Below are 12,953 nucleotides of genomic sequence, written 5' to 3' on the forward strand. Positions count from 1 at the left end.
GACCTGGGCGGCAGCCTGGCGACAGGCTTATCGCCAGGCCGCTAGGCTGACGCCAGCAACGACAGCGCTTCGTCCAGCGACAACACCGTCGTGCGCGATTCGAACGCCGTCGCGAAGAGGCGTTCATGCACCACCTCGTCCGGGTCGTAGCAGCAATCCTTCACCGTAAACAAGCGGAAATCCGCATCGCTGGCATAAGCGATCGACGACAACATCACCCCCGTCGACGCAATCCCCACCATCAACAGCGTATCCACCCCCGCTGCCGACAAGCGCAGCTCCAGCTCCGTTCCGAAGAACACGCTGGCCCGCCGCGCCAGGATCAAAGGCTCGTCCTTCCGTCGCCCCAACTCCGGCGCGACCCTGTCGCCCACAAACAAACCCAGCTGCTTGATCCCCTGCCCGTTCTTGTTCAACGGACTTACCTCCGGATACCCCGCGCTGAACCCGATCTGCGCGAAGTAAACCCCCACGCCCTTGTCCCGCGCCGCATCGCAGAGCTTGCGGGTGTTCGCAAGCAGTGTTGGAGCGACGGAAGGAAACAGCTCCATGATGTCCGTCTGGTAATGCATCACCAGCAGCGCGGTCTTGGAGGGAGTGAGCGTCGTGAGAGACATGGAAGGGATCCGTTGTTGAGTGGATATAGAGCGCTATGCCCCCTGCTGCGCCCGATAAAACGCCACAAGCGCATTGGCATGGCCGTGGCCAAACTCGTGCTGCTCCTTCAAGAACGCGACTTGCTCCATATGCTTCTTGTCCTTTACGGAGTCCAGGACTTGAAGCCAATCATTTGGAATCCAGATGCGAGGAAGCCACGCCAACGAGCCCGCGTGGTTGTCGCAGCATACTGCAACGAAAATCATAGTTGGTGATTGGGGAAAACCGCCGTGCACAGCCCAGGCAGCGCAAGGCGATTACTCGGCCACTTTCAACGGAGAGTGGCGATGCGTTTCGTTCTGCTGCTGGTGGCAGCGCCATTTATGGCAACGGCCCATGCCACGAACTATCCCTGTTCCGGCAAGAAAGGCGGCGTGGAACGTTTTGCTATGCCGAAAATGGGAAGAAGTCTTGTCTTAGAAAATGAATGATGCCGATGGCATGCCTTAAGGCGGATTCGAGCCATCGCCCTTCGTCTCACCACATTTTCCAAAACATCGAACACCTATCTTTATCTTCACTTGCTGGCTCATAGTTTAAGAAGCGATCCCATTCTGACTTAGAAATGCAGGCGCCTCAAAGTTGTGAGGCAATTAGGTACTTCGGAATCCCGGACGGTTCAGACTGACGCGCGCAAGATCTAGCCTCGTTTCATTTTCCTTTCGCGATGCGTCTCAAGAATCAACCGCGTCAAACAGCTGGGGAAAATATCGTAATATACGTAACTTTATGTGATATTTATTACCAAGTGCTGAATTTCATGTCGACGGGAACGCGCAAGCGAGTCCTGGCATGCTCAAACACACGCGGCTGAAGCTGATGCTGGTGCATCCCTTCAATCGTTCGCCGGAGCGCCGCCCGACATCAAAGGAACAAATGTCTAGGACCACTTTTTCCGATCCAGCGAAGCTGGTTGAGCTTGAGACGCTGCTGACCGAGGCTGCTTTTCCCAATCTGGTGCGTCAGCCAATGCCTCTGGCCTCCCGCACAGCCAAACAACAGGCACAGAAAGACGAACGCCTCCAGGCGTTGATGGACAGTTGCCGCACAGAGGTGATCCAGCAAATCATCGGGCCATTCGGGCTTACGCCGGCCATGTTCGACGATATCGACGGCGGAAATGTCACCACTCAGCACAATGCTGACCAGGACATCTACGCGAAGAAGTCGGAGGAGTATGCGCGCACGGATTACGACTACGCCACGGCCAAAAGTAAGAAACTTAAAAGTGCAGTCGAAAGTGGAGAAATGAACTCGCAAGAGTTCACTGATGCCTATACCGGACAAAAGGCTCCCACCAAGCGCACCACCGCAAACGGCAAAATGGTAATGAATGCCGAGTTGGACCACAGCATTCCGCTGAAACAGGCTCATAAGGAAGGCGGGTGGATGCTCGATAAAGAGCATCGCAAGGCTTTGGCTTCCGAGAAGGACAACCTCAACTACACCACCTTCGAGAACAATCGTGCCAAGAGTGACATTGCGGCAGAAGAGGCGCTCTCAGAGCAGAATGGCTACGACAAAGCCCGCACCCAGCCGATCATCGACAAGGCACGCGAAGCGGTGGACAACCACCTGCCCAACACGGGCGATCGCATCGTGTATCACGGACGTGAGTTGGGCGCCACGGGCGCGCGCGAGTTTGGCAAGGCGGGTTTGCGCCGTGCATTTGGCGTGTTGCTGCACGAGTTCGTCAACGGAAGCTTCCAGGAAACGCAGTTAGCCTTCAACCAGCGCCACAGCGAAGAAACCTTACTCAATCGCTTTTTGGCCGCCATCGAACGCGTCCTCAAGCGCGTACAGGGCAAGTTCAAGCAAGCTCTGGACGAGTTTTTCAAGGGAGGCCTACAGGGCTTCATCAGCAATCTGCTCACCTTCTTGATCAATAACCTGGTCACGACCTCGGCCAAGGTGGTTACCATCATCCGCGAAGGCATGCACAAACTGTGGGACGCGCTGAAGATGCTGCTGTGGCCTCCCCAAGACTTACCTGCCTCGGAAATGATGCGCGCAGTCACGAAGAGCATCGCCGGCTTGTTCACGCTGGGCGCTGGCATGCTCTGGGAGCAGTCGATCAACGCTTTTTTGCTTAGTATTCCAGTGCTGGCTCCAGTGGCCGGGTTGATTGCCCCGGTGCTGACCGGCCTGTTGACCGGTCTTGGCACGGCGCTGTTGATGTACGGCATCGACTCGATCATCGATTGGATGCTGGACAAAGGCACTGCCATGCTCGACGCCCAGATCGACACTCTGCAGGCCCAGAGCGAGCTGATTGCCAGCCTTGCCGCGCAAATGGATGTCCAGTGCCAACTCAATGCCGGCTATCGTCAGCTAATTGGCAACCATCAGCAAGTGGCCTCCCACTTTCACACTGCCGAGCGGCACGTCGTTGCTGCTCAATTGCATGCCGAGAGCGCCGTTACCGATCAGCGGGACACGGTCGCCACTCTTAATCGTGCCATCGATGCACGCCTGCGTCTCAACCAACGCCTTAACACTTTGCTCAAGCGGTAACAGGATCTTCTACATGACCAACGTCATTGCTCAACTCGCCAGCGTAAAGCTGCCGACTGGCCTGCTCGACCAAGTGGATATCAACGAAGTATACGAGCGGTTCCGCACCACATTCAACCGCCTCGACGACTTGAAGAAGGCGCGCGATCGCCATGAACAACGCGGGTTCCTGGGACGGCTGTTCAACGGCAGTGAGTTGAAAAGCGCACAACTGGACGCCCAGGAAGTACAAGCGGAATTCTCAAAAACGCTTGCACAGCTAATGATGATCACGACGCTACAGTCCCAGCAGTTGGTGGACCAACAGCAACTGCTTCACCGTCAGCAGGAGGATCTCAAGAGCAAGGCTCGCTCTCTAGCTGAACACAATGCGCGTTTGGAGCAGCACCAGGCAGAAATCAAGGAACAATCCACCGAAGTGAAGCGCCTGGTTGAAGGATTGCTCACCGTCAATGGCCTTACTGAAGAGCATGCGGAACAGCTCATCCAAGTAGCGGAAGACGTTTTCAACACCAAGCAGTCAATGCTCGAGCAAGTCGACCAACAACGGAGTGAGATCGAGAACGCTCTGGCGCAGACAAACGAACGGCTTTCCGCAAATCTACAAGCCTTGCGTGCCGAAGGACAGGCGCGCCATGGCGAACTACAAACCCGCCTCGACACGCACCAACAACTATCCGACAGAAAACAGCAACAGATACAGCAGGAATGGGCTGAACGCCATCAGGCGATGCAACATGCCGCTAGTACCCTACGCACAAGCGTCGACCAGCGTCTTGCCCAGGCAGAGACTCACACCACACAACGTTTAGACAAGGAAACTGGCCATCGTACCGAGGGTGCCGCTGCCCTGAATGCCGCACTGAACAGCCTCCAGGCACAACATGTGGAAAGCGAAATCCGACATCGCCACCAACTACGTCGTTTGAAGTTGGCACTCGGTGTAATCACTCTGTGCGCCGCAGGCCTGTTTACCTATGGCCATCAACGCCTAAATGCCATGAATGCAGCCCAGCCTATGTCCACAACGCCGAGTCACCAGCCAAGTCACTCTCAAACACCCGCTCCCTTTGAGGGTAGCCGCCCCTAGCCCGCCGCCACGATCACGTGCGCCTGGATCTTGCCCGCCACCGGGTCGGCACCATGACGGGCGGTGATGGCCTGGGCCGCGCGCTCGATGGCGAGCGGCAGCAGGCTGGCGTCGCGCGCCTCGATGTCGTTGCGCAGCGGTGTCCCGTGGCAATAGGCCAGCGCCGCCAGGCGGGCAGTAGGCGCCCGGCTTGATTTTTCCTGCGTCTGGATCTGGATGTCGGTGAACCCCGCCCGGCCCAGGTCCGCGCGAATCCTCGCAACATCGTGGTAGCCGTGAGGCGTGCGGGCGAGGAACCGCGGCGGGTCCTGCGGGAAGAGCTCGGCCACCGCATTCGTGATCTCGTCGGCGAAGGCGTTCTCCTCGATCCTGTCCCAGACGCTCAGCACATAGCGCCCGCCGGGCCGTAGCACTCGGCGTGCCTCGGCATAGCCGGCGGGGCGGTCGGGAAAGAACATGGCGCCGAACTGGCACAGCACCAGATCGAAGGACGCATCTTCGAAAGGCAGGGCCAGCGCGTCTGCCTCACGCCATTCGATGCGCTCGTCCGGCTCCTGCCGCATGGCGGCGTAGTCGAGCATGGACGGGTTGAGGTCAGTCACGACGTAGCGGGCGTCGGCGGCCAGCCTGGGCGCCAGCGCCCGGGTGACGGCGCCGCTGCCGGCGGCGGTTTCCAGCACTGAAGCGGGCGCATAGGCCGCGGCCAGCGTCGCCGTGTCGGCGGCATAGGCCTCGAAGATCAGCGGGACCATCAGCTTGTCGTAGCACTCCGGGATCGAACCCGAAAAGATCTTGTCGCCTGCGTCCATGATGGCGCCTCCACCGATCCGCCGCCCGGCGCGGCGCCGGCGGCGATGGAATATCGTCGCGCCGCCCGCGGACCTCGTCAAGGCAATGTCACACCTGCAACACAAACCCGCGCTAGAGTGTGTGTTTTGACTGGTTTTCCTGCCCTATGCGCCTGCGCCCCGCCATCCTGGAAGACAGCCCCGCCCTTGCCGACCTGCTCGCCCAGCTCGGCTACCCTGGCACGGAATCCTTTCTGCTCGAGAGAATGGCGCAGCTGCTGACGCATCCCGATGTCTGGCTGCGCGTGGCCGTGGACGACGAGGGACGGCTGCTGGGATTCATCGGCCTGCATTTCATGGCGCAGCTCGCGTTGCCGGGCGATTTCTGCCGCATCACGTATTTCTGCGTCGGCGACGCGGCGCGCAGCGCCGGCGTCGGACGGGAGCTGGAGGCGGCGGCCGAGGCCGAAGCGCGGGCCCGCGGCTGCGACCGCATCGAGGTGCATTGCCACGAGCGCCGCGCGGACGCCCATCGCTTCTATTACCGGCAAGGCTACGAGGAATCGCCGAAATATCTGATGAAGCGGCTGTAGCTTTCGGGGCCGCGCCCCTGGGCCGCTCAATGCACGACCTGCTCCAGGAACCGCCGCGTGCGTTCGTGCATCGGCGCGTCGAAGACCTGCGCGGGGCAGCCATGCTCGATCACCTGGCCCTGATCCATGAACACCACCCGGTCGGCCACCTGCCGGGCAAAACCCATTTCGTGGGTGACGCAGATCATGGTCATGCCATCGGCCGCCAGGGCCAGCATGGTGTCCAGAACCTCCTTGACCATTTCAGGGTCCAACGCCGAGGTCGGCTCGTCGAACAGCATGACCTGAGGCTGCATGCACAGCGCCCGCGCGATGGCGACGCGCTGCTGCTGGCCGCCGGATAGCTGGCCCGGATACTTGCCGGCCTGATCGGCAATATGCACGCGGTGCAGATAGTGCGAGGCGCGCTCGCGCGCTTCGGCCCGCGGCACGCCCTGGCAATGGACCGGCGCCAACATGCAATTCTCCAGCACGGTCAGGTGGGGAAACAGATTAAAGCTCTGGAACACCATCCCCACCTCCTGCCGCGCGCGCGACAGCGCCGCGCCGTCGTGGGCCAAGGCATGGCCCAACACCAGGACCTCTCCATCGGTGTAACTTTCCAGTCCGTTGACGCAGCGAATCATGGTGGACTTACCCGACCCCGAGGGTCCGCAGACGATGACGCGCTCGCCCTGCGCCACCTCCAGGTCGATGTCTTTGAGGACATGGAATTCGCCATAGTGCTTGTTCAGCCGGCGCAACTGGACGGCGGGCGTAGAAGTCGTCTGGGTCATGGTCGTTCTCCATTGGGAGCCGGGGCGCTCAAGCATGGACGGCCGGCGCATTACGTTTGCGAAGATAGGCGACGGCCTGCGAGGCCACCACGCAAATCAATAGATAGGTCGCCGCGATGGTCAGATACATTTCGACCAGGCTGGCGTCGCGCTGCGCGATCTTCGAGGCGGCGCCCAGCATGTCGGTAATCGAGAGCACGTAGACCAGCGACGTATCCTGGAACAGGATGATGGTCTGCGTCAGCAGGATGGGGCTGACCGAACGCAGCACCTGCGGCAGGATCACCAGCCAATACGTCTTGGCCGTGGACATGGAAAGCGCCCGGCAGGCCTCGTACTGTCCCTTGGGGACGGCATTCAGGCCCGCTCGGATGATCTCGGCATAGTAAGCGGCCTCGAACATCGCGAAAGTGATGAAGGCGGTGTACACAGGCCCCACCGGCACCGGCCGCGGCGCGCCGGTGGCCCACATGAGCAGCATGGGCACCAGGAAGAAAAACCAGAAGAGCACCATGATGAGCGGGATGGCGCGCATCAGCGTGATGTAGGCGGTGGCCAGCGGAGCCAGCAGCGGCACGCGCAGGTGGCGTGCCAAGGCCAACGCCACACCCAGCACCAGCCCGCCGGCAAAGCTGCTGACGGTCAGTTGCAGCGAAAATCCCAGTCCGTCCAGCAGGTAAGGCGCCGCGCGCTCGATGGCGCCGAAATCGAAACTGTTCATGGCGTTCATACCTCCTTGAGCGATTTGCGCCAGCGCAAGCGGCTGCGGGCATGGCCCTGCGGGGCGGGATCGGCCTGCTCGCCGGGAATGCGCAACCGGCGTTCGATCAGGCGCATGCAGATGTACACCAGGCAGGCAAGCAGCAGATAAAGCAGCGTCGCCGCGCCGAAGGCCTGGAACGTCTGGAACGTGAACTCATTGATCTGACGCGCCTGAGCCGTCAGTTCCAGCACGCCGATGGTCAGCGCCACCGAACTGTTCTTGAATATGCCCATGACCTCGCTGGTCAGGGTGGGCATGATGATGCGCAACGCCTGCGGCAGCAACACCAGTCGGTACACCTGCAGGTTGCGCATGCCCAGCGCCTCGGCAGCCTTGCGCTGCCCCGGCGGCAGCGCTTCGATCCCGGCCTTGACCTGCTCGGCGACGCGGGCGGCCGTATACAACGCCAGCCCCAGCAACGCGGGGATGACGCTGCCCCAGGGCGGCGGGATGGCCTTGATCGCGTCGCCCCAGGCGCGAGGCAGCATCTCCGGCATGACGAAGTACCAGATGAACATCTGCACGATCACCGGAATGTTGCGGAACACCTCGACATATAGCCGCGCCAACGCTGCAACGAGCGGCTTGCGCGCGGTGCGCGCGCAACCCACCGCCACGCCCAGCGCAAAGGCGATAGCCCATCCCGCCAAGGCCAGGAACAACGTCCAGCCCAGCCCGGTCATCAGCCAATCCAGATAGCGTTCGCCGCCTTCCGGAACTTCCTCGAGTAGCACGCTGAACATGGCCGCCCCGCCGTTCTCAAAAATCGACTTTGTCGCTGGGAGAGGCGATGCGTTCGCGCAGCCGCTCCGGCACCGGAAAGTTCAGGTTGACGTTGCGCGGCGGAATGGGCGACTCGAACCACTTGCGGTACGCCTGCTCGAACGAGCCGTCTTTCATCATCCCCATCAGCACGCCGTCCACCAGGGCCTTGAACGGCGCATCGTCCTTCTTGAACATCAGGCCGTAGTAGCCGGGATCGTACCCGCCCTCGAGAAAGGCAAAGGCCGCCGGATCGCGGGAATTCGCGCGTTCACCGGCCAGCAGGATGTCGTCCTCCAGGAAGGCGACCGCCCGGCCATTGCTCAGGGTCAGCATGGATTCGCCGTGATCCTTGGCCTGGATGACGTTCATGCCCAACTTTTCCTTGTCATTGGCGGCCCGCACGAAGCCCACGGCATTGGATCCCTGCGTCACCACCACGGTCTTGCCCTTGAGATCGGCCGGCTGCTTCAGGCCCGAATCGACGCGTACCAGCCAGCGCGGCTGGCTTGCGAACGTGGCGACCGAGAACGACACCTGTTTCTGCCGTGCCAGATTGTTGGCCGTTCCGCCACACTCGATGTCCACGGTGCCGTTGACGACCAGCGGAATGCGGTTGGAGGAGTTCACCGCCACCTGCTTGACCGCCAGGTCGGGCAGACTCAGCTGCTGCTTGATGCGGTTGACGATGACGGCGCACAGATCCAGCGAAAAACCCACCGGCTTCTGCTGGCCGTCCAGGAAGGAGAACGGCACGGAGGACTCGCGATAACCCAGCGTCACCGAACCGGTTTCCTTGATTTTCTGCAAGGTCGGCCCCTGGTCCTGGGCCCAGGCGGAGGACAAGGCCAACGCCAGCGTACCGGCAGCGGCGTAGCGGGAGAACGTGCTTGTTTTCATGTCATACCCCTTGATTCAAACCCGGCATCGAGGCCAGGCGATTAACGCCGCAGGCTGCGCGTCTGCCTCACGCCGATACCGGCGCCTGCAATCCAGCGGCAATGATCCCGGCGACGCGGTCGACATCGTCCGGGGTATTGAACAAACCGAAAGACACTCGCACGCCATCACGCTCAGGCGAGACGCGCACGCCCTGCTGCGCCAGAAAGCCGATCCAGGTCTCGACCGGCAGGTCCAGCACATAGATATGGGCGCGCCGGGCACGTTCACGGGGACCCACCAGGCCCACGCCCAGCGCGTCCATGCGTTCAATCAACCGATCCCCCAGCGCCAGCACGTGGCGCTCGATATTGGCGATCCCCACGCTGACGATGAGATCCAGCGCGGCGTCCAGCGCGTGGATGTCCGCCAGGTTGTAGTTGCCAATTTCAAAACGGCCCGCATCCTCGCGCAACGCCATATCGTTGGGATTGGCGATCAGGTCGGCCGGCGGCCGCGCCAGCCCCGCCGTGGCCAGATAAACGGGCTGCAGTTCCGTCAACGCTGCGTCGACGTACAGCAGGCCCAGGCCTTGCGGCACCAGCAGGCCCTTGTGGCAGCCGGCGGCAAGTATGGAAACGCCCATGGCCTTGACATCGACCGGCAACACGCCGACCGATTGCATGGCGTCCACCACCAGATAGATTCCCCGCTCCCGGCACAGCCGGCCCACGCTGGCGACGTCATGGCGATGACCGGCGTGGAAGGTTACGTGCGACAGCGAGATGGCACGCGTGCGCGCGTCCATATGCGGCGCGAACAGGGAAGCATCGGCGACTCCCTGCCCCAGCTTGACGAAGCGCACCTCGACGCCGCGCCGTCTCAGGTTCAGCCAGGCGTAGGCATTGTTGGGATGGTCGCCTTCGATCAGCAGCACGTTGTCGCCCGGTGCGAAATCGATGGCGTTGGCTGCGATGTTCAGGCCCTCCGAGGTGTTCTTCGTGAAGGCGAGCTCGCCGGCTGCCGCGCCCAGGAAGGCCGCGGCGCGCGCGCGCACCCGCTCGACGCGTTCGAGCCAGACCGGCTTGGGGCCGCCGAAGGCATTGGCCTCCTGATAGAAGGACTCCAGCGCCTGGCGCACACTGGTGGCCAGGGGCGATTGATGGGCAGTGTCGAGGTACAGCATCCGGGCGCTGGCGGGAAAATTCTGACGTACGGCGGTGGAAGCATGAAAATCAGACATGGCAGGTCTACCAAGAAGAGAGGCGCCTCAGACCAGGCGGAAGGCCGCGATCTTCTGGCCCGGCCCGTGTTCGACGAACGCGGCCAGGACGGGCTGGCCAATCAGGGACGCGCCTTCGGTCGGCGCGCCTGGCACCTGGCCGTAAAGGCAGGGCCCTTCCTCCAGCTCGATAGCCGCGAATACATAGGGCGCCTCCGCGTTGAACCCGTCATGATGGGTGCGGCGCACGGTGGTATGCGACAGCACTTTCCCGCGCCCGCTGGCGGCCACCCACTGCAGGCCGTCCTCGCGGCAAAAGGGGCAACACACGCGGGGATAGAAAACATGGCGCCGGCAGGCGCCGCAATACTGGATCATCAGCCGGCCCTCGTTGCACCCCTGCCAGAAGGGCAGGTTCAAGGCATTGATCCGTGGTTGGGGCTTGAGCATTTCGATTCCTCAATGGACGCGTTCGAGAATGGCGGCACTGGAGCACAGGCCACGGCCATAGGCCACCATGCCGTAGCCGGATACCAGGCCCAGGTGGCAATCCAGCTGCCGGCCCGGGGCGCGGCCCAGCAACTGAGCGGCGGCCTCGTAGACGCCGATCATTCCGCCGCTGGCTCCAGCCTGGCCGGCCGACAGCTGGCCGCCGCCGGTATTGATGGGCAGCGCGCCGCGCCAGCTCACATCGTTGTGGCGCACATACTCATGAGCGCGGCCTGGCTCGCACAGCCCCAGCCCCTCCATCTGCACAAAGGCCATCACCGGATAATCGTCGTATAGCTGGGCGAACTGCATCTGCGCCGGTTCGACGCCCGCACGCTGATAGAGGCGGCCCGCCACGCCCGCCCAGCCGCCCGGCACCGCATAGGGGTCGTTGGCCGGATAGTTGTGGATTTCCTCGGCCGCCCGGATTCGCAGCGACGGCCCTTGCAGCCCGGCGGCCACGCGCTCCGAGGCCAGGACGATGGCGTCGCCCCCGACGCACGGCATCACGCAGTCGTACAGGCGCAAGGGGTCGGCGATAGGCTTGGCGTTGAGATAGTCGTCCAGCGTCAGCGGCGTCTTGAACAGAGCATTGGGATTGCGCAACGCGTTCTCGCGCAGCCCGACGCAAAACCGGCCGAAGTCCTCGCGCGTCGCGCCGTGCCGTTCCATATAAAGACGCGTGTGCAGCGCGAACATGCCGTTGGCCCCGCCGAACCCCTGCGGCGACATATATTCTTTGATGGAACCGTTGAAATGGTCCAGGGTTTCGTTGTGCGCCGCCACGTCGAACGCGTCGGCGGCAAGCACCAGGGCCACATCGCAGGCGCCGTCGCGGATGGCGCGCGCGGCATGGGCCATACCAATGATGCCCGAGGCGCCGCCGTACAGCCCCTGAAACAGAAAGCGCGCCTCGATGCCCAGATGCTCGGCCACCGTCGGCGCATTGTCGGGCGGCAGCAGGAAGCAGGTTACCGCCAGCCCGTCCACGGCGCTCCACGGCAGCCCGGCGTCAGCCAACGCGGCGGCCCCCGCCTCATACATCAGGCGCTGCACGCTGCGGTCCGACCGCTTGGCGTAAGGCGCCTGCCCCGCGCCCACGATCCGTACCCCCTCGAACATTCCGGCCATCAGATCACTCCCTGCGCGGTCAGCGCGTCGAACTCCTGCGGCGACATACCCAGCAGGCCCTGGTAGATTTCGCGGTTGTCGGCGCCCAGCGCGCGGCCGGCGTGACGCACCTCTCCCGGGGTGTCCAGGAAACGCGGCACCACCCCCTGCATGCGGACCTCGCCGAAATCGTCATCACTCACCGACACGATGTTCTCGCGGGCCTGGTAGTGCGGATCGCGCACGATGTCGCTGATATCCAGCACCGGCCCGGCGACTACCTCGGCCTCTTCGAACAGCGCCATGACGGCTGCGCAGTCGCGCTCGCGGAACCAGCCGGCGATGATCTCGTCCAGCGCCGTGTCGTGGTCGCAACGTGACGCGTTATCGACGAATCGCGGGTCCGTGATAAGCTCAGGCATGCCGAGCGCCTGGGCCAGGCGCTCGAACGTGCGCTGTGAACTGGCCGAGATGCCCACCCAGCGCCCGTCGCGCGTTTGATAGGTATTGCGCGGCGAATCTTCCGCCAGGCGATTGCCCAAGCGCTGCTTGACGATGCCCAACTGGTCGAAACCGATCACCTGGGACTCGACCAAGCGGAACAACGGCTCATACAGGCTGACGTCGATCTCCTGGCCGCTTCCATTGCCGTGATCGCGGTTATAGACGGCGAACATTGCAGACATCGCCGCGAAGGTCGATGCTACCGAATCGGCCATGGGAAAACCCGGCAGCGTGGGCGGCCGGTCCGGCGCACCGGTGAACGACGGGATGCCCGAGAATGCCTCCGCTATCGTGCCGTAGCCGCCTCGCTTGGCGTAGGGGCCCGTCTGGCCGAACCCCGAGACGCGCACCATGACTAGACGCGGATTGATGCGGGCGAGCGCTTCATAGCCGAGCCCCCAGCGTTCGAACGTGCCGGGACGGTAATTCTCGATCAGCACATCGGCCTCGCGGATCAGCTCCCGAAACAGCTCCTGGCCGCGCGGATTGGACAAGGTCAGCGTGATCAGCCGCTTGTTGCGGGCGATGACCTTCCACCACAGCGACAACCCCTCCTTCATCGGCGTCCAGTGGCGCATCGAATCGCCGGAACCCGGCAGCTCCAGCTTGATGACGTCGGCGCCGAAGTCGGCCATCTGGGTGGCCGCAAGCGGCCCGGCGATCATGTTGCCGGCATCGATCACGCGCAGCCCCGCAAGCGGGCCCTTGCGAGTTGTTTCCGCCACGGGTTCGGCGCTACTACTTACGGTCTCGGGGAAAGTGGACATCATGGTAGGTTCCGATCTCACTTGGAAAGACAATCCGCC

15 protein-coding genes are annotated in these 12,953 nt (G+C 62.6%); 4 read left to right on the plus strand and 11 right to left on the minus strand.

Annotation, left to right across the window (positions count from 1 at the left end; translation table 11 throughout):
* Nucleotides 1-41: 41 nt before the first annotated feature.
* On the minus strand, nt 42-617 hold the full coding sequence (locus AGI3411_RS22325) for a cysteine hydrolase family protein (protein ID WP_129529518.1): 576 nt from the start codon (nt 615-617) through the stop codon (nt 42-44).
* 33 nt (nt 618-650) lie between these two features.
* A complete protein-coding gene (locus tag AGI3411_RS30635; protein WP_129529519.1) occupies nt 651-863 on the minus strand; it encodes a DUF4287 domain-containing protein in 213 nt (70 codons plus the stop codon).
* An 81-nt stretch (nt 864-944) separates the two neighbouring features.
* On the opposite strand from AGI3411_RS30635, the gene AGI3411_RS30180 reads away from it, so the two are divergent.
* The 3 genes from AGI3411_RS30180 (at nt 945) to AGI3411_RS22340 (ending at nt 4,261) form a co-directional block, all read left to right on the plus strand.
* Nucleotides 945-1,088 (plus strand): YdcA family protein, encoded by a 144-nt coding sequence (locus AGI3411_RS30180; RefSeq protein WP_165359241.1) that lies wholly within the window; start codon nt 945-947, stop codon nt 1,086-1,088.
* A gap of 361 nt (nt 1,089-1,449) precedes the next feature.
* Complete coding sequence (locus AGI3411_RS22335; RefSeq protein ID WP_129529520.1) at nt 1,450-3,171, plus strand: hypothetical protein; 1,722 nt, start codon at nt 1,450-1,452, stop codon at nt 3,169-3,171.
* A gap of 13 nt (nt 3,172-3,184) precedes the next feature.
* Nucleotides 3,185-4,261 (plus strand): coiled-coil domain-containing protein, encoded by a 1,077-nt coding sequence (locus AGI3411_RS22340; protein WP_129529521.1) that lies wholly within the window; start codon nt 3,185-3,187, stop codon nt 4,259-4,261.
* On the opposite strand, the gene AGI3411_RS22345 is transcribed toward AGI3411_RS22340, so the two are convergent.
* Entirely contained in the window at nt 4,258-5,070 is an 813-nt protein-coding gene (locus AGI3411_RS22345; protein WP_129529522.1) for a class I SAM-dependent methyltransferase, read from the minus strand. The genes AGI3411_RS22340 and AGI3411_RS22345 overlap by 4 nt on opposite strands.
* A 146-nt stretch (nt 5,071-5,216) precedes the next feature.
* Here AGI3411_RS22345 and AGI3411_RS22350 point away from each other — a divergent pair, with 146 nt between their 5' ends.
* On the plus strand, nt 5,217-5,642 hold the full coding sequence (locus AGI3411_RS22350; RefSeq protein WP_129529523.1) for a GNAT family N-acetyltransferase: 426 nt from the start codon (nt 5,217-5,219) through the stop codon (nt 5,640-5,642).
* Nucleotides 5,643-5,668: 26 nt separating this feature from the next.
* Here AGI3411_RS22350 and AGI3411_RS22355 read toward each other — a convergent pair whose 3' ends face one another.
* The 8 genes from AGI3411_RS22355 to AGI3411_RS22390 all read right to left on the minus strand — a co-directional run bounded on the left by AGI3411_RS22355 (nt 5,669) and on the right by AGI3411_RS22390 (nt 12,917).
* A complete protein-coding gene (locus AGI3411_RS22355) occupies nt 5,669-6,418 on the minus strand; it encodes an amino acid ABC transporter ATP-binding protein (protein ID WP_129529524.1) in 750 nt (249 codons plus the stop codon).
* A gap of 28 nt (nt 6,419-6,446) precedes the next feature.
* Nucleotides 6,447-7,139 (minus strand): amino acid ABC transporter permease, encoded by a 693-nt coding sequence (locus AGI3411_RS22360; protein WP_129529525.1) that lies wholly within the window; start codon nt 7,137-7,139, stop codon nt 6,447-6,449.
* A gap of 5 nt (nt 7,140-7,144) precedes the next feature.
* The gene (locus tag AGI3411_RS22365; protein ID WP_129529526.1) at nt 7,145-7,924 is read right to left on the minus strand and encodes an amino acid ABC transporter permease; all 780 of its coding nucleotides are present in this window, start codon (nt 7,922-7,924) and stop codon (nt 7,145-7,147) included.
* A 16-nt stretch (nt 7,925-7,940) separates the two neighbouring features.
* Nucleotides 7,941-8,843, minus strand: a complete 903-nt coding sequence (locus AGI3411_RS22370) for a transporter substrate-binding domain-containing protein (protein ID WP_129529527.1) — start codon at nt 8,841-8,843, stop codon at nt 7,941-7,943.
* A 67-nt stretch (nt 8,844-8,910) separates the two neighbouring features.
* A complete protein-coding gene (locus AGI3411_RS22375; RefSeq protein WP_129529528.1) occupies nt 8,911-10,065 on the minus strand; it encodes an aminotransferase class V-fold PLP-dependent enzyme in 1,155 nt (384 codons plus the stop codon).
* A gap of 27 nt (nt 10,066-10,092) precedes the next feature.
* The gene (locus AGI3411_RS22380) at nt 10,093-10,494 is read right to left on the minus strand and encodes a Zn-ribbon domain-containing OB-fold protein (RefSeq protein WP_129529529.1); all 402 of its coding nucleotides are present in this window, start codon (nt 10,492-10,494) and stop codon (nt 10,093-10,095) included.
* Nucleotides 10,495-10,503: 9 nt separating this feature from the next.
* Nucleotides 10,504-11,664 carry a thiolase family protein gene (locus tag AGI3411_RS22385; RefSeq protein ID WP_129529530.1) on the minus strand — a complete coding sequence of 387 codons (1,161 nt, stop codon included), beginning with the start codon at nt 11,662-11,664 and terminating at the stop codon, nt 10,504-10,506.
* Nucleotides 11,664-12,917, minus strand: coding sequence for a CaiB/BaiF CoA transferase family protein (locus tag AGI3411_RS22390; RefSeq protein WP_208748156.1), 1,254 nt, complete (start codon nt 12,915-12,917; stop codon nt 11,664-11,666). The genes AGI3411_RS22385 and AGI3411_RS22390 overlap by 1 nt, the downstream gene beginning before the upstream one ends.
* Nucleotides 12,918-12,953: the final 36 nt, after the last annotated feature.

Source organism: Achromobacter agilis, assembly GCF_900496965.1.
Lineage (GTDB): Bacteria > Pseudomonadota > Gammaproteobacteria > Burkholderiales > Burkholderiaceae_B > Achromobacter > Achromobacter agilis.

Coding starts and splice junctions, on each gene's coding strand:
- AGI3411_RS22335 (WP_129529520.1), top strand. CDS start 1,450: ATGCTCAAACACACGCGGCTGAAGCTGATGCTGGTGCATCCCTTCAAT.
- AGI3411_RS30180 (WP_165359241.1), top strand. CDS start 945: ATGCGTTTCGTTCTGCTGCTGGTGGCAGCGCCATTTATGGCAACGGCC.
- AGI3411_RS22385 (WP_129529530.1), bottom strand. CDS start 11,664: ATGGCCGGAATGTTCGAGGGGGTACGGATCGTGGGCGCGGGGCAGGCG.
- AGI3411_RS22340 (WP_129529521.1), top strand. CDS start 3,185: ATGACCAACGTCATTGCTCAACTCGCCAGCGTAAAGCTGCCGACTGGC.
- AGI3411_RS22345 (WP_129529522.1), bottom strand. CDS start 5,070: ATGGACGCAGGCGACAAGATCTTTTCGGGTTCGATCCCGGAGTGCTAC.
- AGI3411_RS22375 (WP_129529528.1), bottom strand. CDS start 10,065: ATGTCTGATTTTCATGCTTCCACCGCCGTACGTCAGAATTTTCCCGCC.
- AGI3411_RS22355 (WP_129529524.1), bottom strand. CDS start 6,418: ATGACCCAGACGACTTCTACGCCCGCCGTCCAGTTGCGCCGGCTGAAC.
- AGI3411_RS22390 (WP_208748156.1), bottom strand. CDS start 12,917: ATGATGTCCACTTTCCCCGAGACCGTAAGTAGTAGCGCCGAACCCGTG.
- AGI3411_RS30635 (WP_129529519.1), bottom strand. CDS start 863: ATGATTTTCGTTGCAGTATGCTGCGACAACCACGCGGGCTCGTTGGCG.
- AGI3411_RS22380 (WP_129529529.1), bottom strand. CDS start 10,494: ATGCTCAAGCCCCAACCACGGATCAATGCCTTGAACCTGCCCTTCTGG.
- AGI3411_RS22325 (WP_129529518.1), bottom strand. CDS start 617: ATGTCTCTCACGACGCTCACTCCCTCCAAGACCGCGCTGCTGGTGATG.
- AGI3411_RS22370 (WP_129529527.1), bottom strand. CDS start 8,843: ATGAAAACAAGCACGTTCTCCCGCTACGCCGCTGCCGGTACGCTGGCG.
- AGI3411_RS22365 (WP_129529526.1), bottom strand. CDS start 7,924: ATGTTCAGCGTGCTACTCGAGGAAGTTCCGGAAGGCGGCGAACGCTAT.
- AGI3411_RS22360 (WP_129529525.1), bottom strand. CDS start 7,139: ATGAACAGTTTCGATTTCGGCGCCATCGAGCGCGCGGCGCCTTACCTG.
- AGI3411_RS22350 (WP_129529523.1), top strand. CDS start 5,217: ATGCGCCTGCGCCCCGCCATCCTGGAAGACAGCCCCGCCCTTGCCGAC.